We start from the raw sequence: 23,979 nt of genomic DNA on the forward strand, positions 1-23,979 counted from the left end.
AACCCGCATTATTCATGAACGCTTCTGCTGCAACCGCGGATTCGCGGCTGCGACAAGCCAGCAGGCGACTGCCGTGCATGCTGGCGAGCGGGCTCGCCGCTCGGACCCTCGACGGAGGGGTTCAAGTACGCCTCGGGTCTTCGCGGCTCCACGCGCCCGTCTCGCGACGCGACTCCACGGTTTCGCGACGAACCGTCATGAATCATGCGGGCCAAGACGAGAGCCGCCGGTGACCCTCCAAGAACTCCGCGATCTTCTGCACGATTGTCAGCGCTGCCCCCTCGCCCGCCTGGGCCGGACCCAGGTGGTCTTCGGCACGGGAAATCCCCAGGCCTCGATCATGTTCGTCGGCGAGGGGCCGGGGTTCCACGAAGACCGCCAGGGCGAGCCCTTCGTGGGTGCCGCGGGAAAGCTCCTGAACGAGCTGCTGCAATCGGCCGGCTTGGCCAGGTCGCAGGTCTACATCGCCAACGTCGTGAAGTGCCGCCCCCCGAACAACCGGGATCCGGAGCCGGAGGAGGTGGCAACCTGCAAGCCCTTCCTGCTCCAGCAGATCGCCCTCATCAACCCCAAGCTCGTCTGCACGCTGGGCCGCTGGGCCACGGAGACGCTCCTCGGCCGGAAGGTCAGCATCACGAGGATTCGCGGGCAGGCGATCCGCGCCGAGTCCTTGACGATCTTTCCCCTGCTGCACCCGGCCGCCGCTCTGCACCAGGGCGGCCTCTTGGAGCCGCTGCGCGAGGACTTCCGCAAGCTCAAGGCCTACCTCGACCAGCTCGCCAGCCAGCCGCCCGCGCCGGCCGGCCGGGCGCAGCCCGAGCCGAAGCAGGTCCAGCTGGATCTCTTCGGGTCCTGATCGAGGGGTGGAGGCGACGGTCCGTCCCGCCGCCCCGCGTCGGACGACGGCCCGGACGGTCATCGAGAAGGCGCCGGCTCAGGACGTGCCGGGGTTGACTCTCGGCGCTGATGAGCGCCCCCGCCCGCCTGAGGATTTCCCGCGCCTTGGTCTAAAGGGCCGGATGCGCGTCGTTGAGCGCCTGCTCGGCCAGCGGGACCGCGGTCGGATCGCTCGCGCGCGCACCGAGCGCCAAGCGGCCGATGGTGCCGGCTGGGTTTCGTGGAAGGGCGTCGGTGCAGGGGACGGAGACGGCGACGGAGGCTCAGGCCTTGCGGTCCGCGGAGGAAGAAGGGCGGGCCGGCTCGGAGTCGCCGGGGGAGTCGCCGGACCCGTCCTCGCCGGCTTCCTCCTCGGGTTGCTCCTCCTCAGGCTCCTCGAACCATTGCACCAGCATCTCCTCCCACCAAGCCTCGTCCACCTCCGGCCCCGGGTCCGTGCCGAGCAGGGCCACGTCCTCCGCCGTGAAGGAGGGGCCGACGAGTTTCGGGTCGTGCTTGGCCCGAAGGATGACCTCCTGGGTCGCGAAGCCGCCGACGATCCAGGAGTCCGGGTCGGCGCGGCGGGACTTGTAGGCCTTGAGCCCGTGCTTGAGGTAGAGGAAGATCGCGCGCTGCCTCTCGTCCCCGACGCCGGCGGGCGGCAGGCTGAGCGTCTTCTCGATCTTCTTGCGCCACTTCCGGTCGTCGTAGCGCGAGGTGATGAGCTGCAACATCCGCTTGCCGGTCTCAGCGTCCAGTGCCACGGTGGTCCTCCTGTTCCCTCCCGCCCAGGCCGATGACGTCCGGCAGCCCGCCGGCTTCCAGGAGCGCTCGGCACCGGGCGTGGTCGGCGTGCGGGACGTAGACGTACAGCCCCGCATACTCGCCGCCGAGCGGGGAGGTCGTCCGGTAGACATCCAGCCTGAGCGCGTAGTCCACGTCGCCCCCGGTCAACAGCCGCTCCGCCGCCTCGGCCTCCGCCACGCTGCCCGCGATGTAGACGAGGCGCAGGTCGGCACCGACCAGCTCCTCCTCGTCGCGGCGGGGGCTCATGAGCGCACCGGGCCGCTCACGGCCGCAAGTGCGTCTTGAAAAAGGCCAGGGTCCGCGCCCAGGCGTCCTTCGCCTCGGCCGGCTTGTAGACGTCCTTCCTCGTGTCGTTGAAGAAGGCGTGGGGCGCGCCGGGATAGGTCTTGATCTCGCCCGGCTTGCCGTACTTCTTGAGGGCCGCGGCGAGCCGCTGCACGTCGGCCTTCGTGATCCAGCCGTCCTCCTCGCCGTAGATGTACAAGACCGGGCAGGCCAAGTCCTTCAGCGGCGCGTCGGGGTTGGGCACCTGGCCGTAGAACGGCGCGGCGGCCTTGATGGCCCGGTTCACGCAGGGCAGCATGAGCGCATAGGAGCCGCCCATGCAGAAGCCCGTCACCCCGATGCGGGCGGCATCCACCCCCTCGACGGACTTGAGGTACGTCACCGTCGCGTTCAGGTCCTTGAGTCCGTCCTCCTGCCGGAGGCTGTTCATGAGCTTGCCCGCCTCGCCGGGATCGGTCGTCACCCGGTTGCCGAGCCGCGAGTAGAGGTCGGGCGCGATCGCCACGTAGCCCTCGCGGGCGTACCGCCGGGCCACGTCTTTGATGTGGTCGTTGAGCCCCCACCATTCTTGCACGACGATGAGGGCCGGCCGGGGCCCCTTGACGGCCGGACCGACCAGATAGGCCCGGACCGTGACGCCCTCGCCCGGATAGGTCACCATCTGCTCTTTCAATTCGTCGGCCATGGTCCCTCCGAAGCAATTGGGTGATGGGGGGATCGATCGGGGGATCGGGGGATTAGCCACTTGGGGGCTTGACGATTGCGCGAGCGCTGGAGGCGCCTCGTCCCGATCTGCAATTCCCTCCCTCCATCCTCCGATGAGCCCATCAACACACCCCTCAGTTCCCCGCGACCGTCATCTCGGCGATCTTGACCGTCGGGCTGGCGATGCGGCCGCGGAAGACGAGGTCGTCGCCGACCGCCTCGATCTCGGCGAACATCCTCTTGAGATTTCCCGCGATCGTGATCTCCTCCACCGGATAGGCGAGCTCGCCGTTTTCGATCCAGAGGCCGGCCGCGCCGCGCGAGTAATCCCCCGTCACCAGGTTGACGCCGAACCCGATCAGCTCCGTCACGTAGAGCCCGTCGCGGACCGAGCCGATGATCTCGGCCGGGGTCTTCCCGCCGGGCACAAGATAGAAGTTGGCGGGGCCTACGCCCGGCGCCTCGCCGACCCCGCGCACCGCGTTGCCCGTGGAGGGCAGGCCCAGCTTCCGGCCCGAGTAGGTGTCGAGCAGGTAGCTCGTCAGGATCCCCCGGTCCAGGACGGCGGTCCTCCCCGTCGGCAACCCCTCCCCGTCGAAGGGACGGGAGCCGAGCCCGCCCGGTATCGAGGCGTCGTCGTAGACGGTCACGAACTCGGGCGCGAGCCGCCGTCCGAGCTGGCCCAGCAGGAAGGAGGCGCCCTTGTAGAGGGAATAGCCGGATACCGCGCTGCACAGATGCCCCAGCAGACTCCCGGCGATCTCGGGATCGAAGACGACCGGCACCTTCCTGGTCGAGACCCGCCGCGCCCCCAGGCGGCGGACCGTGCGTCTGGCCGCCTCGGCGCCGACCGCCTCCGGCGCTTCCAGCCGGGCGAACTTGCGCTGGACCGCGTACCAGGAATCCCGCTGCATGCCGCCTCCGTCGGGCGCGGCGGCGACGGGGGTGACCGACAGGGAAAAGGTCGAGCTGCGATACTCACCGAGGAACCCGCGCGAGTTGGCCAGGAGCACCCGACTCGCGGAGGAGTCGAACTCCGCGCCCTCGCTGTTGGTGATCCGCTCGTCGGCCGCCATCGCGGCGGCTTCGCCGCGGCGGGCCAGCTCGATCTGGGCTTCCGTCGACAGTTCCGTGGGATCGTAGAGGTCAAGGTCGGGGACGTCCGTGGCGAAGGCACCCGCTTCGGGCAGACCGGACACCTCGTCCTCGGCCACCGCCGCGGCCATCCCGCAGAGGTCCTCCAAGAGCCGATCGAGGGACTCCTTCGAGAAGTCCGACGTGGCGGCGCTGGCCGACCGATGGCCGAAGAAGACACGCAGGCCCATCCGTTTCTCCCCCGCCTTCGTGAGCCGGTCCACCGCGGAGAGCCGGACCTGGACCGAGAGATTGGTGCCGGAGGCGATCATCACCTCCGCGTCGGTGGCGCCGCGCCGCCGCGCCCGGTCGAGCAGGTCGGAAGCGAGTTGCGGGAAGTCGTCGCCGGCCATCACGCGCTCGTGCCGCCCACGGTGATCTCATCGATCCTGATCGTCGGGAGCCCCACGCCGACCGGGACCGACTGGCCGTCCTTGCCGCAGGTGCCGATGCCCTCGTCGAGCTTGAGGTCGTGCCCGACCATGGACACGCGGGTCAGGACCTCGGGGCCGTTGCCGATCAGCGTCGCACCCTTGACGGGCCGCGTGACCGCGCCGTCCTCGATCAGGTAGGCCTCGCTCGCGGAGAAGACGAATTTGCCGTTGGTGATGTCCACCTGCCCGCCGCCGAACGACAGCGCGTACAGCCCCCGCTTGACGGACCGGATGATATCCTCGGGGGCCGACTCCCCCGCCAGCATGAAGGTGTTGGTCATGCGGGGGAGCGGAATGCACTGGTAGCTCTCGCGCCGGCCGTTGCCCGTCAGCGGGATCCCCATGAGCCGCGCGTTCAGCCGGTCCGTGAGGTAGCCGCGGAGGATGCCCCGTTCGATGAGCACCGTCCGGCTCGTCGGCGTGCCCTCGTCGTCCATGTTCAGCGAGCCGCGCCGGAAGGCGAGGGTGCCGTCGTCCACGATGGTGCAGAGCTCGGAGGCCACCCGCCGCCCGAGCAGGTCGCTGAACGCGGACGTCTTCCGGCGGTTGAAGTCGGCCTCCAGGCCGTGCCCCACCGCCTCGTGCAGCAGGATGCCCGGCCAGCCGCCCGCGAGCACGACCGGCATGGCGCCCGCCGGCGCCTCGACGGCGTCGAGGTTGACGATCGCCTGCCGGGCCGCCTCCCGGGCGTACCGGAGGTGCTTCTGCCCGTCGAGGAAGAAGCTCACGCTCACGCGCCCGCCGCCGCCGAAGGTGCCGACCTGGCGGTTGGTCCCCGCCTCCGCGATGCAGGTGACTTGCAGGCGCACCAGCGGCTGTACATCCCCGACGACCAGGCCGTCCGTCGTCGCCACGAGCACGACCTTGTGCTCGCTGTTGAAGGAGGCCATGACCTTCTTGATGCGGGAATCGTAGCGGCGGGCCTCCGCGTCGATCGCGTTGAGCAGGTCCACCCGCTCCTTGGTGGCGATCTCCGTGACCGGCGTCTCGAGCGGATAGAGGTCCCGCGCGGGCCTGGCCCGCCGGGTCGCGGGCACCGGCTCGCCCCCCCGCGCGGAGCCAGCGATGTAGCGGGCCGCGTCGGCGGCCAGCTCCAAATCACGCAGGCTGAGCTCGTCCGAGTAGGCGAACCCCGTCTTCTCCCCCACGGTCGCCCGCACCCCGGCCCCCCGGGACACGCTCTTGACGGCCCGCTTGACGAGGCCCTCCTCCATGGACACGGAGTCCGACACGCGGGACTCGAAGTAGATGTCGGCGTAGTCCACCCCGCCGACGGCCACCTTCCCCAGGGTCCGCTGCACCGCGCCCTCGTTCAGCCCGAAGACCGACAGGTCCACCGTCTCGCCCGGTGTCGCCACGTGTTTTCCTCCGTCCATCCCGCCGCGGGCCGAGTATAGCCGATCGCTTTCCGAGGGCGCAACGCCGCGGGCGCCGGGCGGGCCCGCCGCCGCGTCCCGACTGACCGCCTGCCACTTACCGTTTGACTTTTCGGGCGCCGGCCTTTAGACTGGCTCCACTCACCTGCCGCCTGCACGGCGTTCAACGCACCTCCTGGCCGACATCGGCGGAGCACGCATGACCAAAGGCACCGAGATCAGCGTCGGCCACCTCTCCGAAGCGGACCTGCTCGCCCTCCTGGACCCCGACCTGCTCCCGAAGCACGTAGCAATCATTATGGATGGGAACGGGCGATGGGCCGAGCTGCGCGGCCTGCCCCGGATCGCCGGCCACGCCGAGGGCATCAAGTCCGTCCGCGAGGTCATCACCCTGTGTCGGGACCTCGGCATCGGCGCGCTCACGATCTACGCCTTTTCCCAGGAGAACTGGAAGCGGCCCGCCAGCGAGATCAACGCCCTGATGACGTTGCTGGAGCAGTACCTCCAGAGCGAGCTGGAAGCCTTGATCGAGAAGGGCGCGCGCTTCCGTGCGATCGGCCGCGTGGACTCGCTGCCCTCCTCGGCGCTCAACTGGGTGCGGAAGGTGGAGCGGGAGACCGCGCATCTCGACCGGCTGATGCTCAACGTCGCCCTGAGCTACGGCGGCCGGTCGGACATCGTGGACGCGGTCCAGCGCCTGGCGCGGGACTGCCAGAGCGGAGCCGTCCATCCGGACCAGATCGACGAGACTCTCCTGGAAAGCTACCTGTCCACCCACGGGCTCCCGGACCCGGACCTCCTGATCCGTACGAGCGGGGAGGCCAGGATCAGCAATTTCCTGCTCTGGCAGCTCGCCTACACGGAGATGTACTTCACCCCCACCCTGTGGCCGGACTTCCGGCGCCGCGAGGCGCTGCTGGCCCTCGTCGACTATCAGAAGCGGGACCGGCGGTTCGGCCGCCTGTCCGGCGCGGCGTTCCCCGAGCGCGGGCTGTAACACGGGGTCGCGCGGGGTGTACCAGGCAGAGTTGAAAACCGCGGCCCGGGTGCCGGTGCCCGTCCGCCGCCTGGACCCCCGCCGCGTCTATTCGGCGCTGGTCTTCGTCCCGCTGTTCTACGTCCTCGTCCGATACCTGCCCCCCCTCGCTTTCTTCCTCTTGGTCGCCGCGGCCTCCTCGCTCGCCCTGCTGGAGCTCTACCGGCTGCACTTCCGCGAGGACGCCCCCCCTGTGCTCCTGGCCCTGGGTCTGGGCGGCGGGCTGCTCCTCCTGAGCGGCATCCAGTGGCCCGGCCTGCTCGCCGAGCGGACCGCGCTCCTGCTGGCGCTCGCGGCGGTCCTTCTCCACCGGCTCAAGTCCACGAGCGACCTCCGGCGGAGCCTGACCGACTCGGCGGTGCTCCTCTTCGGCCTGCTGTACGTCCCGCTCACGCTGGGCCACCTGCTGCTCACGCGCGCGCGGCCGGACGGCGAGTTCCTCGTCTTTTTCCTGATCCTGGTCACCTGGGCCGGCGACACGGGCGCCTACTACGTGGGAACGGCCATCGGCCGGCACAAGCTGGCTCCGGTCATCAGCCCCAACAAGACCGTCGAGGGGCTGATCGGCGGGCTGGTCCTCGCGGTCGCGGCGGCCTTCCTCGCACGGGCCTGGTTCCTGCCGACCTTCGGTGCGGGCGACTGCCTGGCGGCCGGCCTGCTGCTGACGCTGGCGGGCGTCGCGGGGGACCTGAGCGAATCGGTCATGAAACGCGGCGCGGGCGCCAAGGACACGGGCGGGCTGATCCCCGGCCACGGGGGCATGCTCGACCGGCTGGACAGCCTCCTGTTCACGGCGCCGGCGTTCTATTACTATGTGACCCTGGTGAAAGGGTAGCCGCCAGAGGCCTGCCATGAAAAACATCGTGATCCTCGGGTCCACCGGCTCGATCGGGACGAACACGCTGGACATCGTCGCCAAGTTCCCCGACCGTTTTCGGGTCGTCGGCCTCACCGCGGGCGCCAACGAAAAGGTGCTGGAGGAGCAGGTCCGCGCGTTCAAGCCGGCCGCGGTCGCCCTCTCCAGCGAGGAGGCCGCGGCCCGGCTGCGCGCCCGCTGCCGGGACCTGGCCGTGGAGGTCCTCTCGGGCGAGGCCGGAGCGGCCCGGGTCGCCGCCTGGCCGGACGCCGAAATGGTCGTGTCCGCCATCGTCGGAGCCGCGGGCCTGGTGCCGACCCTCGCCGCGATCCGGGCCGGCAAGCAGGTGGCCCTGGCCAACAAGGAGCCGATGGTGATGGCCGGCCCCCTCATGCAGGAGGAGGCGCGCAAGCGCGGCGTGCGCATCTTCCCCGTGGACAGCGAGCACAGCGCGATTTTCCAGTCCATGGAAGGGCACCGCCGCGAGGACATCCGCCGCCTGATCCTGACCGCCTCGGGCGGACCCCTGTGGGAGCTGTCCCGTGAAGAAATGCGTCACGTCAAGCCCGAGCAGGCCCTTCGACACCCCAACTGGAAGATGGGCGCCAAGATCACGATCGACTCCGCCACCCTCATGAACAAGGGCCTGGAGGTGGTCGAGGCCCGCTGGCTGTTCGACATCCCGGCGAGCCGGATCGAGGTGCTGATCCACCGGGAAAGCATCATCCATTCTCTGGTAGAATACCGCGACGGCTCGGTCCTGGCGCAGCTTGGCCTGCCGGACATGCGGACGCCCATCTCCTACGCGATGGACTACCCCGCGCGCGTGCCCCTGGACCCGCCGCCCCTGGACCTGGCCGCGATCGGGAGGCTGACGTTCCACCGCCCGGACCATGAGCGGTTCCCCTGTCTCGCGCTGGGCTACCGGGCACTGGAGGTCGGCGGCACCATGGCCGCGGCCCTGAACGCGGCCAACGAGGTGGCGGTCGCCGCCTACCTCAAGGAGCGCATCGGGTTCCTGGACATCCCGGAGACCATCCGCCGGACGATGGACGCGCACCGGCCCCGCGAGATCGCCGCCGTCGAGGACGCCCTGGAGGCGGACCGCTGGGCGCGCGAGCAGGCCGAGGCCCTCATCCGCGGGATGGAACGGTAAGGGACGCAAAGGAGCAGCATGGTCCACTCCCTGATCGCCTGGTCGCCCGACGCCGTCTGGGTTCTGCTCCAGAAGGCCTGGTGGTTCCTGGTCGTGCTCGGTGTCCTGGTCGCCTTCCACGAGTTCGGCCACTTCCTCGCCGCCCGCTTCTCCGGCGTCAAGGTGCTCAAGTTTTCGATCGGGTTCGGCCCCAAGCTCTTCGGCCGGCAGGTTGGCGAGACGGAATACCTGCTCTCCGCGGTGCCCCTGGGCGGCTACGTGAAGCTCTTCGGCGAGGAGGAATCCGACGCCCAGACCGAGGAGGAGTGCCGCCGCTCCTTCGCGCACCAGCCGCTGCGCAAGAAAATGCTCATCGTGGCGGCTGGTCCCGCCTTCAACTTCCTGCTGGCCTTCCTGATCTTCTCCGGCTGGCTCGCCACGGGCGCGCCGCTCTTCGTCCCCACCTTCAAGGACCTCACACCGGACGTCGAGGCCCTGCGGCCCGGCTCGCCGGCCGCCGCCGCCGGCGTGCAGGTGGGAGACCGCATCCTCCGGGTCAACGATAAGGACGTCTCCACCCGCACCGACCTGCTCGACGCGATCGCCAGGAGCGAGGGCAAGCCGCTCTCCCTCGACGTGCGCCGCGGCGGGCAGGTCAAGACCCTCATCCTCACCCCCGAGGCCATCCCCTACAAGGACGGCGACAAGGAGCAGGTAGGGTACCAGATCGGCATCGAGGAAACGGCCCCGGTCGTGACCGCCGTCATGGCCGGCTCCCCGGCGATGGCGGCCGGCTTTCAGGACGGGGACCGGGTCGTCCGGATCGAGGACCAGGACATCCACACCTGGTCCCAGATGACCGGCCTGGTGCGGGACCATCCGAACCGTCCGCTCCACTTCCAGGTGAAGCGCGACGGCGCGGTCGTCTCGCTGACCGTCACGCCGGTGCCCGAGAAGGCCATGGTGGACGGAAAGCCGATCGAGGTCGGCAAGATCGGGATCTCCGGTCCCGGCCGCTCGGTGGTCCGCGCGGCCAGCCCCCTGCTGGCCGTCTTCCGCGGCGCGGAGGCCACCTGGGGCTGGACGGAGCTGACGGTCGTCGGCATCTACAAGATGATCGCGGGGGAGATCTCCAGCAAGAACATCGGCGGCCCCCTCACGATCGCCAACATCTCCGGCGAGGCGGCGGCGCAGGGGACGTCCAGCGTCGTGTTCCTGATCGCCATCCTGAGCATCAACCTCGGCGTGCTGAACCTGCTGCCGATTCCGATCCTCGACGGCGGACACCTGCTCTTCTTCCTCATCGAGGCGGTGCTGAGGCGGCCGCTCGGCGAGCGCCAGCGGGAGATCGCCCAGCAGGTCGGCCTGCTCCTGCTCGTCGGCATCATGGTCTTCGCCTTCTGGAACGACATCGAACGGCTGATTGCACACTGAGTCGTCGGTTCTCGGTGTTCAGTCTCTGACCGACGACCGAACACCGGGAACCGCACACTCTGCCCGTAGCGACCATGCGCACGTCACGGCTCCTGATCCCGACGCTCCGCGACGACCCCGGCGAGGCCGAGGTCGTCAGCCACCGCCTGATGCTCCGAGGCGGCTTCATCCGCAAGGTAGCCGCCGGCGTCTACACCTACCTGCCGCTGGGCCTGCGCGTCATCCGCAAGATCGAGGCCATCATCCGCGAGGAGATGAACCGGGCCGGCGCGCAGGAGGTCCTGATGCCCATCGCTTCCCCCGCCGAGCTCTGGCGGGAGACCGGACGCTGGGACTTCTACGGCAAGGAGCTCTTCCGCTTCAAGGACCGCCACGAACGCGATTTCTGCCTCGGGCCCACGCACGAGGAGGTCATCACCGACCTGATCCGGCGCGAGGTGCGCTCCTACCGGCAGCTCCCGCTGAACTGCTACCAGATCCAGACCAAATTCCGCGACGAGATCCGCCCGCGGTTCGGCCTGATGCGGGGCCGCGAGTTCATCATGAAGGACGCGTACAGCTTCGACCGCGACGAGGAAGGCGCCAAGCTCAGCTACCAGAAGATGTACGACGCCTACCACCGCATCTTCACGCGCTGCGGACTGACCTTCCGCGCGGTCGAGGCGGACACGGGCCTCATCGGCGGCACCTCCTCCCACGAATTCATGGTGCTGGCGGACACGGGCGAGGAGACGATCGTCTACGACGAGGAGGGAGCCTACGCCGCCAACGTGGAGCGGGCCGAGGTGGCCCCCCCGACCGAGGAGCCGGCCGAGGCGCCCAGGCCCCTGCGGAAGGTCGCCACCCCCGGGGTCCGGACCGTCGAGGAGGTGACCGCTTTCCTGAACACGAGCCCCGACCGACTGGTCAAGACGCTCCTCTACAAGACGCCCAAGGAGACCGTGGCCCTCCTCATCCGCGGGGACCACGAGGCGAACGAGATCAAGCTGAAGAAGTTCCTGGGTGTGACCGACGTCGAGTTGGCTGGTCCGGACGTCGTCGCCGCCGTGACCGGCGCGCCGGTGGGGTTCGCCGGCCCCGTCGGCCTCACGGGCGTCCGGGTGCTGGCCGACCAGGCCGTCCGGGCCTGTCGGAACTTCGTGGTCGGCGCGAACGAAGCGGACTCCCACTACACGGACTGCAACTGGGGCCGCGACTTCTCCGTCGAAGCCTTCGCCGACCTGCGCAACGCCCGCGCCGGCGATCCCGCCCCGCACGGCGGCGGCCCGCTCAAGGCGGCCAAGGGCATCGAGGTCGGCCACGTCTTCATGCTCGGCCTGAAGTACAGCCGGTCCATGGGGGCGTCCTTCCTCGACGAGAAGGGACAGGAGCGGCTCGCCGTCATGGGCTGCTACGGCATCGGCGTCGGCCGGACCGCGGCGGCGGCCATCGAGCAGAACCACGACGCGAAGGGCATCATCTGGCCGCTCCCGATCGCCCCTTTCCACGTCCACCTGCTGCCGCTGGGCAAGTCCGAGCGGGTCGCGGAGGTGACCGGCGTGCTCTATGACGCCCTGATCGCCGCCGGCGTCGAGGTCCTCTGGGACGACCGGGACGAGCGGGCCGGGGTCAAGTTCAACGACGCGGACTTGATCGGGGCGCCCTTCCAGCTCGTGATCGGCGACAAGGGCCTCGCCCAGGACCAGGTCGAGATCAAGGACCGCAGGACCGGAGGGGTGTCGAAGGTTACGCCGGGCGAGGCCGTCGCCCGCCTCCGGGAACAGGTCCGGGCCGCCGCTTCCTGACACCGCCCTTCCCTTCGCCCGCTTTCCCCTTGCCTTCCATCTGGTTTCCGCCTAGGCTTAAGGCCTGCGTGCCCACCGGCCGGGGCGAAGGGCCGTCCGCTGAAGGGAGGGCTCCGCTCGCCGGAAGGAGCGAGGCGGGCGGCCCAGCCCGGCGCGGGGGCACGAAGCGAGTGAAGACACCGAGTGGTCGTGATCCGCCGCGCGCCATCGCAAGCGCCGCGGCCCAGGCGAGCGAGGTAGGGCCCCATGGAGACGACGAGAAGCCTGGCCGACAACCTCCAGGAACTCCAGCAGAAGGTCGCCTACGCGGAGCACGTCAAGCGGATCACCAACCTCATCCACGCCGCCAAGGACCTCGACCAGATCCTCCTCGACCTGCACAAGGACATCCTGAGCGTCTTCGATGCAGAGGGCCTGACCCTCTACGCGGTGGACGCGGAGAAGAAGGAAGTCTTCTCCAAGGTCCCGGAGATCGACGGCATCCAGGAAATCCGCGTCCCCATCAACGAGCAGAGCCTGGTGGGGTTCAGCGCCAAGTACCTCCGCCCCGTCAATGTCGCCGACGCCTACGACAAGGCCGAGTTGGCCACGCTGAGCCCCACCATCAGCCACGACGCCTCCTGGGACCAGAAGACCGGCTTTAAGACCAAGCAGGTCCTGACCTACCCGATCGTCGCCGAGAACAAGTACCTGATGGGGGTCATCCAGATCCTCAACAAGAAAGGCGGGGGACGCTTCACCAAGAAGGACGAGGAGTCCGTCGCCGAGATCGCCAAGGGGCTCGGCATCGCGTTCCACAACCTCCGCAAGCTGGCCAAGAAGACCCCGACGAAGTTCGACGCCCTCGTGTCGAACAGCCTTATCACGCAGACCGAGCTGGACAGCGCCATCGCCGAGGCCCGGCGGGGCAGCCTGGAGGTCGAAACCCTCCTGATCGAGAAATTCCGGGTGCCCAAGGCGGAGCTCGGCAAGTCCCTCAGCCAGTTCTACCGGTGTCCCTTCGTCGAGTTCAGCGAACGCCTCGTCATCGACCCGGACCTGCTCAAGTCCCTGAACGCCGACTACCTCCGCAAGCACTCCTGGACGCCGCTCCGCCGGGACAAGGGCGCCGTGGAGATCCTGGTCGACGACCCCAACGACCTCGACAAGGTGCAGGACATCAAGCGCATCTTCCCCGGCCAGAATCTCCGGTTCTCCGTCGCTCTCCGTCGCGACATCCTCCAGTTCCTCGACGCCGCCACCGGGTCCGCCGAGCCCGGATCCCCCCAGAGCTCCATCACCGAGATCATGAGCGCCCTGGAGGCCGAGCAACGCCAGGTCGAGCAGGAGCAGGAAGAGGCCGCCGCCCCGACGATCAACGAGAACGACAACGCCATCGTCAAGCTGGCGAACCAGATCATCGCCGAGGCCTACCGGCGGGGCGCGTCGGACATCCACATCGAGCCGTACGGGGAGAAGAAGGACACGATCGTCCGGTTCCGCGTGGACGGGAACTGCACCGAGTACACGAAGATCCCGCCGAGCTACCGGCGCGCCATCGTATCGCGCTTCAAAATCATGGCCAGCCTCGACATCGCGGAGCGTCGCAAGCCCCAGGACGGCAAGATCAAGTTCCGCCTGGGCGAGGGCAAGGAGATCGAGCTGCGCGTCGCCACGCTCCCGACGTCCGGGACCGGGAACGAGGACGTGGTCATGCGCATCCTGGCCGCCAGCGAGCCGATGCCCCTGGAGAAGATGGGCTTCTCCGAGCGCAACCTGCGTGAGCTGAAAGCCATCGCGCAGAAGCCCTATGGGATCATCCTCTGCGTGGGCCCGACGGGGTCCGGGAAGACGACCACCCTCCACTCGGTGCTCGGCTACATCAACACGCCGGACATGAAGATCTGGACCGCCGAGGACCCCGTCGAGATCACCCAGTACGGCCTCCGCCAGGTCCAGGTGCAGCCCAAGATCGGATTCACCTTCGCGATGGCGATGCGCGCCTTCCTCCGCGCCGACCCGGACGTGATCATGGTCGGCGAGATGCGCGACAAGGAGACGGCCGACACCGGCATCGAGGCGTCCCTGACCGGCCACCTGGTCCTGAGCACCCTGCACACGAACAGCGCGGTCGAAACCGTGACCCGTCTGCTGGACATGGGCTGCGACCCCTTCAGCTTCGCCGACGCCATGCTCGGGGTCCTGGCCCAACGACTGACGCGCCGCATCTGCAAGGAATGCCGGACCGAGTACCGCCCTTCCCGCGAGGAGTACGACGAACTGGTCCACGCCTACGGCGAGGAGTCCTGGGCGAAACAGGTCGGCGCCGCCTACGACGACACCTTCACGCTCTACAGGGGTAACGGCTGCGAAGTCTGCAACAAATCGGGGTTCAAGGGCAGGGTCGCGCTGCACGAGCTGTTGCTCGGCACGGACCGGATGAAGCGGATGATCCAGGCCAAGGCCAAGACCGAGGACATGCTCAAGGCCGCCGTCGAGGAGGGCATGACGACCCTCGTGCAGGACGGCGTCCAGAAGGTGCTGCAGGGGCTGACGACCTACAAGGAAGTCAAGGCGGTGGCGATCAAGTAGGGGCGGGAGGGAAGGAGTCAGCGCGCCGCCGTCCGCCTCGCGAAGCGTTCCGGCAGCAGCGCCCCGCCCGTCCGGATGCCGCGGCTGCCCAATCCCTGCTCGACCGCCGCGATCCTGGCGCTGAAGTTCGGGTGGGTCTTGAAGAAGGCCTGGTCGTCCCCCTTGAGGTCGCGGAGCCGCTTCAGCAGTCCGACGTAGGCCCCCGGGTCGTAGCCGACGCGGGAGGCGAAGACCGCCCCCAGTACGTCCGCTTCGATTTCCTTGTCCTGGTCCAGCCCCTCGTCGAGCAGCTTCTTGACCGCCCCGTCGATGATCCCCTTGAAGGCCTCCGGGTTCTGGTTGGCGTAGGCCAGGCCCGCTTGGGCCACCCCGCTGATCTGCTTGCTGCGCTGGATGACCGCCAGAATGTGCTTCTCGCTCACGTGCCCGACCTCGTGCCCGAGGACCGCGGCCAACTCCGCCTCGTTCTTGATCTGCTTCAGAAGCCCGCGGGTCACGAAGATGTAGCCGGCCGGGGCGGCGAAGGCGTTGATCGAGTCGTGGTTGAGGATCGCGAACCGGTAGGGGATGTCCGGCCGGTCGCTCGTCATCGCCACGGCCTGCCCCACCAGGTTCACGTAGCGGGTCAGCGCCGCATCGTCGGAGACGCCGTTGTAGCGGGCGACGACTTGCAGGGCGATCGCCTGACCGATGGACTGCTCTTCCTCGTAGCCGATCGGCAGCAGCCCGCTGATGAGGGTGCCGCCGCCCTTGACGACGCCGACGAGCCGGGGATCGCCGGACTGCCGCGCCGCGCCCTCCGCCACCTGCTGAAGCTCCGCGCACCCCCCCTGGAGGGCGGAAGCGGCGAGGAGCACCGCCGCGCACAGCCCACGGCCCACGCGCTCAGTTCCCGTATTCACCGAGCTTCCCCTCCTTCAGGAAGGCCTCCACCTCGGACTCCGGGACCTGGTAGCCCGTCATGCGATCGATCGCCGCACGGTCCTCGGGCTTGATGCCCGAGCGGTTCGCGTAGTCCTCCGAGGCCTTGTCCAGCCCGCGGGCGCCAGCCGAGGCACTGACGTCCGACGCCTCCCGCTGCCTCATATTTTTCCCGAGCGCGGCCAGCGTGTCGTCGCCGCCCTTCGGCTTGGTCGCGCTGACCTTGTTCGCGAAGATCCAGCCGGTCTGGCCGCCGGCCGTCTTGACCTGCAGCCACTGGCCGTCCCGCTTGACCACCGTCAGCTCGTCGCCGAAGCGCAGGTCCGCCACCTCCTTGTCGAGGGAGGTCTTGCCGGCGCGCAGCTTGGCCGTCCGGCCCTGGACATAGACCGTTTCGGCCGACGCGTCGCCCACCGCCAGCAGCAACGCCATCACCAGGCATGCTCCCGTCCGCCCCAGCAGCCGCATCGTCCTCACCGACCGCGACCTCCCTACTTGGCCTTCAACTCGTAGACGCCGTCCCAGTCCTCGGGCGGCGGGTGCGTCAGGTACTCCTCGGACCGTTCGAGATACACTTGACACAATCCGTCGGCGGGATCAAGCCCCAGCGCCTCCGTGAATTTCGCGCGGGCCGCCGCGAACTCGCGCCGCTTGTAGGCCGCGAGCCCCTCCAGATAGAGGGAGACCAGCCGCCGCCGCGCGGGAGACAGATCACCCTTGCGCCCGATCAGCTCGTAGACCGCGACCGGCTGCTCCTTCCCCTTGACCCGCAGCAGGTCCACCTCGCGGGCCTCGATCGCCTCGCGGGCCAGCTCGTAGGTGCGGGGGCCGAGCAGGATCAGGGTGTGGTAGAACTTGTTGGCCCCCTCCAGCCGCGAGGACAGGTTGACGCTGTCCCCCATCGCCGTGTACTCCATCCGCACCCGCGAGCCCATGTTGCCCACGACGATCGGCCCCGAATTGATGCCGATCCGGGTCGTGAGGGGCTTGAAGCCCCGCGCCGTCAGGTCCCGGTTCAGCTCCTCGTGCGCGGCCTGCACCTCCAGGGCCGCGAAGCAGGCCTGGGCCGCGTGGTCGGGGTCGCCCCGGGGCGCGCCGAAGATCGCCATGATGCCGTCGCCGAGGTACTTGTTCACGTTGCCCCGGTGCTTCAGGATGATGCCGGTCATCAGCGTGAGGTACTGGTTGATGATCTCGACCAGCACTTCCGGCGGGAGCTGCTCGGAGATGCTCGTGAAGCCGGCCACGTCGGAGAAGAACACGGTCAGCTCCTTCTTCTCCCCGCCCAGCTTGACGGACTCCGGGTGCCGCATGATCTCGTCCACCACGTCCGGCGCCATGTAGCGGTCGAAGGCGGAGCGGAGCAGGCGGCGCTGCCGGCCCTCGCGCAGATATTCCGCGGTCGCGGAGAGCGTGTAGGTCAGCGCCAGGGCGCCCTCGGGCACGATCAGGTCGAGCCAGAGCCCGTGTTCGACGAAGGCGTAGGAGGCCGCGCCGTAGTAGGCCGTGGCCGCGCCCGCGGCGAGGCCGACCTTGAGGGCGGTGCGCGAGGCGGCCGCGAAGCCGAGGGCCAGGCCGAGGCACAGCCCCAGGGTCGTCAGGGCCAGGGTCCAGAAGGGCGCCCGGCGCAGCGCGTTCCCGGAGAGGAGGTTGTCGAGGGCCGTCATGTGAATGAGCACCCCGGGGCTGAAGGGCTCGGTCGGGACCGCGCGGAGGTCGTAGGTGCCGGCGGCGGTGGTGCCGATGAAGACGATCTTGTCCTTGAAGAGGGCGGGGTCGAGAAAGGGCTTCTCCCCCCGCTGTTGCTCCGTGTAGGCTCGCAGCACGGCGCCCGCGGAATAGGAAGCGTAGGCCCGCTGCGCGAGCGTGCCGTGCCAGTTGATCACCATGCTGCCGTCCGCGGCCAGGGGCGCGGAGGCCCGGCCCAGGGTGAAGCGGCCGGCCCCCACCCCGGCCCGCTCCGCCCCCGTCACGAACCGCGCGACGGCCGTCACGAGCGACATCGCGTCGCCGCCCCGCGCCTCCCGCCACAACCTCATGCGTCGCGAGACGCCGTCGGGGTCCGGCTCGAAGTTGATGAACCCGAGCCCGCGCGCGGCCTCGACCAGGGAGGGGATCGGCAGCTTGAAGCCCGGCGCCCCCCCGTCGCCCCGCTCCCCCGGCTCCGGCCGATCCAGCGGGATGAAGGCCTTGTCGCTCCCGGCGGCCGTCTCCAGGGTCTCTCGGTCCAGCAAGAAGGGCATGAAGACATTCCCGGCGCCCGCGACCGCCTCGGCGAAGGCCAGGTCGAACTCCTCCTCGTTCCGGTCGGGCTCCATGAACAGGATGTCGAAGGCGATGGCCTTCGCGCCGGCCTCCTTGAGGAACTGCACCAGGTAGCCGTGCCGATCCCTGGGCCAGGGCCAGCGGCCGAAGGCCTCCAGGCTGGCCTCGTCGATGGCGACGAGGACGATGTCGGGGGACGCCTCGGCGGGATCGGCGTGGAGGCGGACGCGGTGGTCCAGGCTCTTGAGCTCGACGACCTCGACCGGCCCGAGAAAGGAGAGGGCGACGGCGAGGAGGGCGACCGCCGCCCCGATGACGACGGCGGTCCCGTAGCGATGCGCCAACAACGACGAACCCGTCATGCCCCTCCCGTCGGTTCGCTTCCGCTCCTCGCCTGGTCGGCTACTTGATCGCCCGCACGATGTCGCCGGGCTGGAAGCCGGCCCCGGAGGACACCCGCGCCTCGGAGACCCGCTCGTTCTGGTGGCTCGCGATGATGATCTCCCCGATCTGCTTCTCGCGCTTGCCCAGCGAGCGGCCCGTCTCCGGGTCGATCAGCTCCTGGCCCGGCCGGTAGACGCCGAGCTTCGTGCCGGGCGCCAGCCGTGACTTTTCGCCGGCCCGGATGATGACCGTCGGGCCGTCCAACGCCAGCACGCGGCCGGTGAAGGGCTGGGCGTTGAGCTTGTTGATCATCTTCTCCATCGCCTTCGAGAGCGCGTCGCGCAGGGCCCCGTCCCGCAACCCCGTGTCCGCCGTCATCCGTCCGCCCATGCCGAGGAACTGGGTGGCGCCCTTGCGGTACTCGCCCATGCCGGACTCGGCCAGCAGGCTCTTGCCCGACGCCACGTCCACCAGCGAGTAGTCCACCTGCACGCGCGCGATCTGGGTCTTGCTCCCCGCCAGCGCGAGGTCCATGCCCTCCTCGACCTCCGAGTAGGCGGTGATCGCGCCCTGGATGCGGTAGTCGACGGACTCGAAGCCCTCGGCGGCGTCCTTCTTGCCCGCCTTGACGGCGCCGGTCTGCTGCAGCTTGATCATCTCCTCCTGTTGCCGCATCGCGTCCTCGCTCACGTCGATCGGCTCCAGCCCCGCGTTCTTCACGAGCGTGCGGAGGATGTCCGTGGCCGATTCCCCGAGCCCCAGCACCTTGGAGGGCGTCTTATTGGAGAACTTGACGATGGCGATCGTGTACTGCGGGCCGGAATACTGAGCCCCGGCTGCCTCCACCCGCTGCGTCTGTCCCGTCACGCTCACATCGTCCTTGACCTGCCCGCTCGTCGTGGGCGAGCAGCCGGCCAGGGCCAGCAGGCCGACCGCGAGCACCCCGCTCCATCTTCCGCTACGCATACGTGCCTCCTTTGCGTCCGATCATCGGCTCCATCGCGTGTCGCCTCACCGGCCCGGGCCCGCCGGGATGCCTCCGGCCCCGACCCGAACGGGCTGGTGCAGCACGTTGCCGTCATGCCAGGTCCCGTTCAGGAGGATCCCCACGGCCGCGTTGGACTCGATCGGGAGCGGCGCCTTCATCGCCTTGGTCACTACCCGCTCGCCGAGCGTGGCGGCCAAGGTGGTGCCGTAATCGCCGGCGGAGTCCTTGCCCACCACCATCGGCGGCAGCTCGAACCAGGGGGCGTTGATCGGATCGCCGAACAAGGGAGGCAGGTCATCCCCGGCCTTCGACGCGTCCACGACCCCTGAGGCCACGGTAACGACCGCGCCGGCCGTGCCGGTGCTCAGCACCCCCTTGACGCCGATGCCGTTCTTCCAGACCGTCTGGCCGTTCGCGCAATTCACCAGCTTCGTCCGCACCCTCACCCGCTTCTCGTTGTAGACGCCCGTCATGAGGTGATTGAACTCGTCCAGAGAGCCGTAGAGCACCCCGTCCACGCCGAGCATCTTCCCCAGTTGCTGGGGGTTCGTCAGGTCGAGCTGCGCCCCGAGGGTGATGCCCATCTGATCCTTGAGGATCTGGTCCACATCGAGCAGGGGCTTCACCGCGTACTGATGCCGTTCCAGCTCCGTGACGATCAGCGCCCGCAAGTAGGGCGGCCCGTCCAGGTCGTTCGTGTTGTTCACCAACGGCAGCACGGCCACGGTCTTGATCGGGTTCGACCTGTCCGGCCGGATCACCGGCGTGCAGGCGGAGAGTGCCAGGACCGCCAGCACCGCCACCACCGCTGCGAGCGATTTGTGTTGCGCCATCTTCCACCTCCCGGACGGCACGGCCGTCACCTCACCCCGCATCACGGACACCGCGTCACAACAGGATCCATTGCGTGAGAGCCAGGAACGCACCGATGCTGGCGATCCTCGCCACGCTGCCGACGAGGATGGTGGCGGCGGTCGCGGGATCATACCCCAGCCGTTTCATCACGAGGGGCATGGCGCCGCCCACCACGCCGCTCACCACCGTGCTGACGACCATGGCCAGGAACATCACCAGCGCCAACGGGCCCGCGCCCGCATGGCCGTGAACGACGGCATACCCGTAGATGCCCGCCGCCGAGGTCAGCCCGACGAGCGCCCCGTTGGCCAGGCCGACCACGACTTCCTTCTTGACCAGGAGTCGCCACTGGCCGTAGTCGAACTCCCCGAGCGTGAACCCCCGCAAGGCGACCGCGAGCGACTGCGCGGCCGTGCCCGCCGATTGCCCCACCATCACCGGCACGAAGGCGGCGACCGCGATCACCTGCAGGATCGTCCCTTCATACAGGCCCACCACGCCGGCGGCCAGGAGACTGCCCAGGAGGTTCACCTGGAGCCAGGGATGCCGCAACGAGAGACTCCGCCGGGTGTTCGTCTGGAGGCGCTCCTCCCGGTCGACGCCGGCCATCTTGGCCGGCTGGGCGCTGAGGTTGAGCAGTTGCTCCTGAAAGAGCGCGTAGCCGCGGACAACGCCGACGATCCGGTCCTCATCGTCGCAGACGGGATATTCCGAAAAATGCCTGGCCTCCAACATCGGCAGGATCTGCGCCACCGGCTGCGCGGCCCTCAGGAAGAAGGGATTCGTGATCATCAACTCCCCGATCCGCTCGCCGGGGTCGGCCAGGAGCAGCTCCCGCATGACCAGCACGCCGATGAACCGGCGCTCCGCGTCCACGACGTAGCCGTAGGTGATGAAGGCTTCCTTCACCGCCTCGCGCAGCCGCTCGACGACCTCCCGAACCGTCATGGTCGGCTCGAACGTCGCCAGCACCGGCTGCATCAACCGGCCCACGCTGCCCTTCGGATAGTGCTGGTTGTACAGCCACTGCTCGCGCTGCTCGGGCGGGGCCGTCTTGAGGATCGCCAACCGGCGCTCGGCGGCGAAGCGCGGCAACAACGCCACGGCCTTCGCGATCGGAAACCGGGCCAACACGGCCGCCGCCGTCGCTTCCGATTCATCCTCAAGGCGGTGGACGATCTGCCAGGGCTCGAGCCTCGACAGCGTCTGCGCCAGGTCCGCAACCGTCGCGGGCCGCCGCCGGCCCGCGACGGCGGAAGGGCCGATCGGTTCGGTCATGTGCCCCCTCGCCTGTGTGGGTGAGCCACCATTCCCCCGCCCCTCCTCGTCCGCCTAGTGAGGCGGGATGAGCGGGACTCAGCGCATCTCGATGTTCCGGATCGCCACCTGGAACTTTTCACCCTGCCGGGACTTCGCTCCCCGAACCCCCTCGCCGTCCGTCAGGCAGGCCTGCTCGCTCGTGAAGGCGAAGGTGGTGCCCCGCTTCACTCCCGCCCGATTCGGATAAAACGCGATGGAGCCGGAGGCCGCACCCCGTGGGGGCAGCTTGACGAACTGGCCACCGCTCTCGACTGTGTTGCCGAACCGGATCTGCACGTCGTTGACCAGCGTCAATTGCCTGTAATGGGCGCCCTCGCTGTCGTCCAGAGCGGAGCGGCCATACAACAGCACCACCTCGATGGCCTCCGCGGTCTTGTTCCGATACGTCAGGAAGAGGGTCACCCGATCCCTCCCCACGTTCAGCTCGTCTACGGTGATGATGAGCTTGTCGTTCTCCATCGTCCACCGTCCGGCCGAAGCCTGGGGCGACGGGTCGGCAGCCACGGGCGGCGCGGCCGCGACCTGGCCGGGCGGCGGCCCTCCCGACCTCGAACCGGGGCAAATGCCACGGACGCAGATCACCAGCGTGTTGCCCGTGGCGGACACGACCTCCAGCTCTAGGCCCTTCAGTTCCTTGCGCGCAATCTCGTCTCCGATCTGCTGGGCCGTGGCCTTGGCGTCCAGCTCCAGGACGGCCACCCCGCCCTCGAAGCTCCGCTGGATGACCGACTGCACGCCGCGCACGTTGGTCTGCAGGAAATCCTTGATGGTCACCAGGTCGCGCATGCTCGCGATGCCGTGGATCGTCACCTGGATAAGCTGGCTGCCCGAGGCCTCCGCCTGCCACTTGGCCGTGATCTGGTCGATCAGCTTGTCGGCGACGACCCGGGCGGCCTTCTCGATGGCCTGGTTGCCGCCCGTATGCTGGACCACGTGCCGCGCGACCCCCTCGCCGCGCGCGGAGGCGAGCACCTGCCCGTTGTCCACGCGGATCGCCGTCACCACGACGTCCGCCAGGTAGGAGCCGACCTGGCTCCCCGCCATCCTCGGTCCCTCCTTGGCCAGGGCCTTGCCCGTGATCACCACCTCGGCGTTGAGCTTGCGGCCGAATTCCCGCGCGCCGTCGTTCGTCAGGTCCGCGATCCGGTAGGCGTTCGAGACCTCGAACCGCCCGGTGGAGGCGGAGATGTCCACGACGTTGAAGCCCTTGCCGAGGAAGACTTCTTTCAGGGCCGTCTCGGATACCGCCATGTCCACCATCTGACCCTTGAACTCCGCGCCGCGCCCCCACCAGCTCCACCAGAAAACGGCGATCTCCTGGCCGATGTTCTGCTCCGCGACCATGAAGAGCACCCGGGGCTTGCCGACCCGCGCCATCAGCAGCCCTAGGGCGCCGAGGTCGTTCTTCAGGTTGTCCGTCGCCACGGTCGCGGTGATCGTGACGCTGTAGAGGTTCCCCTGGGCCCCCTCCTTGACGATCGCGTACTTCTGGATGTAACCCTGGCTCTTGGACAGGATGTTGTCCCGCACGGTGACGAAGTTCTCGACCAGGGTCTCGGAGGCGACCAGCGCGCCGACCGCCTGCTCGACCGCCTTGCGTTGCGCGTCCCGCAGGGCGTTGTCCCGCGCGATCCCCTGGTCGCCGCCCTGGATGCCCGCGACGCCCTCGGCCGTCACGGTTTGGCTCTGCGCCAGAGCCGGGCCAGCGACCATCAAGCCAAGGCAGAAGAGCCCCCCAAGGACGACCGTCCGGTTCACGCCTCCATGTCTCATGCGCGCCTCCGATCTCCCCTACGTCGTATTGAGTAGCAGCGCAGACTTTGCCATACCCCCCCACCGGGCTGGCAAGCAGTTTGCCGTTCGCGATCCCCTGTCAGGCCACGCTGGCCAGCCGCCCGACGACCCGATAGATTGCGATGAGGGTGGAAATCCGATGCACTGGCTCCATGACGACAGGCTCCCACCCCCATATCGTCAGCGATCCCGAGGTCTGCGGAGGCAGTCCCCGTCTCGCGGGCACGCGCATCACTGTGCGAACGGTCGTGATCGCGAGCTTGCTGCACGGGCAGAGACCAGAAGAGCTTCTGCAGCACTACCCCCATCTGACTCTCGCGGCGATTCATGACGCGCTCTCGTACTACTACGATCACCGCGATGCGGTCTCCTCCTTTCTTGCATCCTTGAAGCGCAAACAGGAAATTATTGACCTCGACGCTCATGGCTGCTTGAACCCTGGTTGGCTTACTGGCTGGTGCCGCTGGTGCAGCCGCCGCCGGAGCGCTGCCCCCCGGCCTCCGCTCTACCGCCTTGCTCGCCAGATCAGCCACAATCCCAGTCTTCGGAATACTCGTCGCCGCCACGGCGAACACCTTCGCGCTCTCGACCGCGATCATCCGGGCGTTGACCTTGATGGTGTTGCCGAGGTCGGTCATGGATCCGGTCACGACGGCCTCTACCCCCAGCACCTGGCCCATCTTCTTGAGACTCTTCTCCTCGATGACCCCCGCCTGTCCCAGGGCCAATTCCTCTTCGAGTTTGAGAAGCTGTCGTCGTTCGACCACCTCGAACTTGCCGGGCGCCACCAAGAAGAGCTGGGCGGTCAACTCCTCGGCCATGAACTGTCCAAGGGCTGTGACCCTCGCGTCGAGGTCAGAGAAGTCGATGATCGCGATCTTGCGAGTGCCCTTATCCGACATCCCTTTCACGATCTTCTCCGCCAAGTCCTTGCCCCCTCCTCCAGGTCGGCAGCCGCCCATACCAGGCCGCCGGCCGGCAGAAGCTCCGCTTGAAGGACAAGGCCCGCCGCTACCGCT

The 23,979-nt window shown here is 68.7% G+C and carries 19 protein-coding genes and 2 pseudogenes; 8 read left to right on the top strand and 13 right to left on the bottom strand.

Annotated features, from left to right (window positions below; genetic code table 11):
• Window positions 1-229: 229 nt before the first annotated feature.
• Window positions 230-856 carry a uracil-DNA glycosylase gene (locus AC1U7O_RS03345; protein WP_479893158.1) on the top strand — a complete coding sequence of 209 codons (627 nt, stop codon included), beginning with the start codon at window positions 230-232 and terminating at the stop codon, window positions 854-856.
• Between the two features lie 304 nt (window positions 857-1,160).
• On the opposite strand, the gene AC1U7O_RS03350 is transcribed toward AC1U7O_RS03345, so the two are convergent.
• From AC1U7O_RS03350 to tldD, 5 genes are all read right to left on the bottom strand, one after another.
• A complete protein-coding gene (locus AC1U7O_RS03350; RefSeq protein WP_479893159.1) occupies window positions 1,161-1,640 on the bottom strand; it encodes a hypothetical protein in 480 nt (159 codons plus the stop codon).
• Complete coding sequence (locus tag AC1U7O_RS03355) at window positions 1,624-1,929, bottom strand: hypothetical protein (RefSeq protein WP_479893160.1); 306 nt, start codon at window positions 1,927-1,929, stop codon at window positions 1,624-1,626. The genes AC1U7O_RS03350 and AC1U7O_RS03355 overlap by 17 nt, the downstream gene beginning before the upstream one ends.
• Before the next feature lie 16 nt (window positions 1,930-1,945).
• Complete coding sequence (locus AC1U7O_RS03360) at window positions 1,946-2,653, bottom strand: dienelactone hydrolase family protein (RefSeq protein WP_479893161.1); 708 nt, start codon at window positions 2,651-2,653, stop codon at window positions 1,946-1,948.
• 154 nt (window positions 2,654-2,807) lie between these two features.
• The gene (locus tag AC1U7O_RS03365; RefSeq protein ID WP_479893162.1) at window positions 2,808-4,160 is read right to left on the bottom strand and encodes a TldD/PmbA family protein; all 1,353 of its coding nucleotides are present in this window, start codon (window positions 4,158-4,160) and stop codon (window positions 2,808-2,810) included.
• Window positions 4,160-5,599, bottom strand: coding sequence for a metalloprotease TldD (gene tldD / locus AC1U7O_RS03370; protein ID WP_479893163.1), 1,440 nt, complete (start codon window positions 5,597-5,599; stop codon window positions 4,160-4,162). The genes AC1U7O_RS03365 and tldD overlap by 1 nt, the downstream gene beginning before the upstream one ends.
• Before the next feature lie 217 nt (window positions 5,600-5,816).
• Here tldD and AC1U7O_RS03375 point away from each other — a divergent pair, with 217 nt between their 5' ends.
• The 6 genes from AC1U7O_RS03375 to AC1U7O_RS03400 all read left to right on the top strand — a co-directional run bounded on the left by AC1U7O_RS03375 (window position 5,817) and on the right by AC1U7O_RS03400 (window position 14,433).
• Window positions 5,817-6,614 carry an isoprenyl transferase gene (locus AC1U7O_RS03375; RefSeq protein WP_479893164.1) on the top strand — a complete coding sequence of 266 codons (798 nt, stop codon included), beginning with the start codon at window positions 5,817-5,819 and terminating at the stop codon, window positions 6,612-6,614.
• A 31-nt stretch (window positions 6,615-6,645) separates the two neighbouring features.
• Window positions 6,646-7,488, top strand: a complete 843-nt coding sequence (locus AC1U7O_RS03380; RefSeq protein ID WP_479893165.1) for a phosphatidate cytidylyltransferase — start codon at window positions 6,646-6,648, stop codon at window positions 7,486-7,488.
• Between the two features lie 16 nt (window positions 7,489-7,504).
• The gene (locus AC1U7O_RS03385) at window positions 7,505-8,665 is read left to right on the top strand and encodes a 1-deoxy-D-xylulose-5-phosphate reductoisomerase (RefSeq protein WP_479893166.1); all 1,161 of its coding nucleotides are present in this window, start codon (window positions 7,505-7,507) and stop codon (window positions 8,663-8,665) included.
• An 18-nt stretch (window positions 8,666-8,683) separates the two neighbouring features.
• Window positions 8,684-10,078, top strand: a complete 1,395-nt coding sequence (rseP, locus tag AC1U7O_RS03390; protein ID WP_479893167.1) for an RIP metalloprotease RseP — start codon at window positions 8,684-8,686, stop codon at window positions 10,076-10,078.
• 74 nt (window positions 10,079-10,152) lie between these two features.
• Window positions 10,153-11,862 carry a proline--tRNA ligase gene (locus AC1U7O_RS03395; protein WP_479893168.1) on the top strand — a complete coding sequence of 570 codons (1,710 nt, stop codon included), beginning with the start codon at window positions 10,153-10,155 and terminating at the stop codon, window positions 11,860-11,862.
• Between the two features lie 246 nt (window positions 11,863-12,108).
• Window positions 12,109-14,433: an ATPase, T2SS/T4P/T4SS family gene (locus AC1U7O_RS03400; RefSeq protein WP_479893169.1), complete on the top strand. Its 2,325-nt coding sequence runs from the start codon at window positions 12,109-12,111 to the stop codon at window positions 14,431-14,433.
• 17 nt (window positions 14,434-14,450) lie between these two features.
• Here AC1U7O_RS03400 and AC1U7O_RS03405 read toward each other — a convergent pair whose 3' ends face one another.
• The 7 genes from AC1U7O_RS03405 to AC1U7O_RS03435 form a co-directional block, all read right to left on the bottom strand.
• Window positions 14,451-15,335, bottom strand: a complete 885-nt coding sequence (locus AC1U7O_RS03405; RefSeq protein ID WP_479893170.1) for a M48 family metalloprotease — start codon at window positions 15,333-15,335, stop codon at window positions 14,451-14,453.
• Window positions 15,319-15,822: an SH3 domain-containing protein gene (locus tag AC1U7O_RS03410; RefSeq protein WP_479893190.1), complete on the bottom strand. Its 504-nt coding sequence runs from the start codon at window positions 15,820-15,822 to the stop codon at window positions 15,319-15,321. Before AC1U7O_RS03410 ends, AC1U7O_RS03405 begins: the two co-directional genes overlap by 17 nt.
• 23 nt (window positions 15,823-15,845) lie before the next feature.
• Window positions 15,846-17,981, bottom strand: coding sequence for a CHASE2 domain-containing protein (locus tag AC1U7O_RS03415; RefSeq protein ID WP_479893171.1), 2,136 nt, complete (start codon window positions 17,979-17,981; stop codon window positions 15,846-15,848).
• 40 nt (window positions 17,982-18,021) lie between these two features.
• Entirely contained in the window at window positions 18,022-18,969 is a 948-nt protein-coding gene (locus AC1U7O_RS03420) for a CsgG/HfaB family protein (protein ID WP_479893172.1), read from the bottom strand.
• A 45-nt stretch (window positions 18,970-19,014) separates the two neighbouring features.
• Window positions 19,015-19,824 carry a GNA1162 family protein gene (locus AC1U7O_RS03425; RefSeq protein WP_479893173.1) on the bottom strand — a complete coding sequence of 270 codons (810 nt, stop codon included), beginning with the start codon at window positions 19,822-19,824 and terminating at the stop codon, window positions 19,015-19,017.
• Between the two features lie 55 nt (window positions 19,825-19,879).
• A complete protein-coding gene (locus AC1U7O_RS03430; protein ID WP_479893174.1) occupies window positions 19,880-21,124 on the bottom strand; it encodes a magnesium transporter in 1,245 nt (414 codons plus the stop codon).
• Window positions 21,125-21,202: 78 nt separating this feature from the next.
• Complete coding sequence (locus tag AC1U7O_RS03435; protein WP_479893175.1) at window positions 21,203-22,939, bottom strand: flagellar assembly protein T N-terminal domain-containing protein; 1,737 nt, start codon at window positions 22,937-22,939, stop codon at window positions 21,203-21,205.
• A gap of 173 nt (window positions 22,940-23,112) precedes the next feature.
• Between AC1U7O_RS03435 and AC1U7O_RS03440 the strand changes: the two are divergent.
• Window positions 23,113-23,247, top strand: a pseudogene (locus AC1U7O_RS03440) (DUF433 domain-containing protein); the annotation flags it as partial.
• A gap of 264 nt (window positions 23,248-23,511) precedes the next feature.
• Here AC1U7O_RS03440 and AC1U7O_RS03445 read toward each other — a convergent pair.
• Window positions 23,512-23,922, bottom strand: a pseudogene (locus tag AC1U7O_RS03445) (FlgO family outer membrane protein); the annotation flags it as partial.
• Window positions 23,923-23,979 lie beyond the last annotated feature (57 nt).

The organism is Candidatus Nitrospira neuquenensis, from assembly GCF_979578155.1.

Excerpts from the sequence above, each read along its gene's own strand:
- AC1U7O_RS03430 (WP_479893174.1), bottom strand. The coding sequence starts at position 21,124 with ATGACCGAACCGATCGGCCCTTCCGCCGTCGCGGGCCGGCGGCGGCCC.
- AC1U7O_RS03400 (WP_479893169.1), top strand. The coding sequence starts at position 12,109 with ATGGAGACGACGAGAAGCCTGGCCGACAACCTCCAGGAACTCCAGCAG.
- AC1U7O_RS03375 (WP_479893164.1), top strand. The coding sequence starts at position 5,817 with ATGACCAAAGGCACCGAGATCAGCGTCGGCCACCTCTCCGAAGCGGAC.
- AC1U7O_RS03420 (WP_479893172.1), bottom strand. The coding sequence starts at position 18,969 with ATGCGTAGCGGAAGATGGAGCGGGGTGCTCGCGGTCGGCCTGCTGGCC.
- rseP (WP_479893167.1), top strand. The coding sequence starts at position 8,684 with ATGGTCCACTCCCTGATCGCCTGGTCGCCCGACGCCGTCTGGGTTCTG.
- AC1U7O_RS03385 (WP_479893166.1), top strand. The coding sequence starts at position 7,505 with ATGAAAAACATCGTGATCCTCGGGTCCACCGGCTCGATCGGGACGAAC.
- AC1U7O_RS03410 (WP_479893190.1), bottom strand. The coding sequence starts at position 15,822 with ATGCGGCTGCTGGGGCGGACGGGAGCATGCCTGGTGATGGCGTTGCTG.
- AC1U7O_RS03360 (WP_479893161.1), bottom strand. The coding sequence starts at position 2,653 with ATGGCCGACGAATTGAAAGAGCAGATGGTGACCTATCCGGGCGAGGGC.
- AC1U7O_RS03355 (WP_479893160.1), bottom strand. The coding sequence starts at position 1,929 with ATGAGCCCCCGCCGCGACGAGGAGGAGCTGGTCGGTGCCGACCTGCGC.
- AC1U7O_RS03415 (WP_479893171.1), bottom strand. The coding sequence starts at position 17,981 with ATGACGGGTTCGTCGTTGTTGGCGCATCGCTACGGGACCGCCGTCGTC.
- AC1U7O_RS03365 (WP_479893162.1), bottom strand. The coding sequence starts at position 4,160 with ATGGCCGGCGACGACTTCCCGCAACTCGCTTCCGACCTGCTCGACCGG.
- AC1U7O_RS03395 (WP_479893168.1), top strand. The coding sequence starts at position 10,153 with ATGCGCACGTCACGGCTCCTGATCCCGACGCTCCGCGACGACCCCGGC.
- AC1U7O_RS03425 (WP_479893173.1), bottom strand. The coding sequence starts at position 19,824 with ATGGCGCAACACAAATCGCTCGCAGCGGTGGTGGCGGTGCTGGCGGTC.
- AC1U7O_RS03435 (WP_479893175.1), bottom strand. The coding sequence starts at position 22,939 with ATGAGACATGGAGGCGTGAACCGGACGGTCGTCCTTGGGGGGCTCTTC.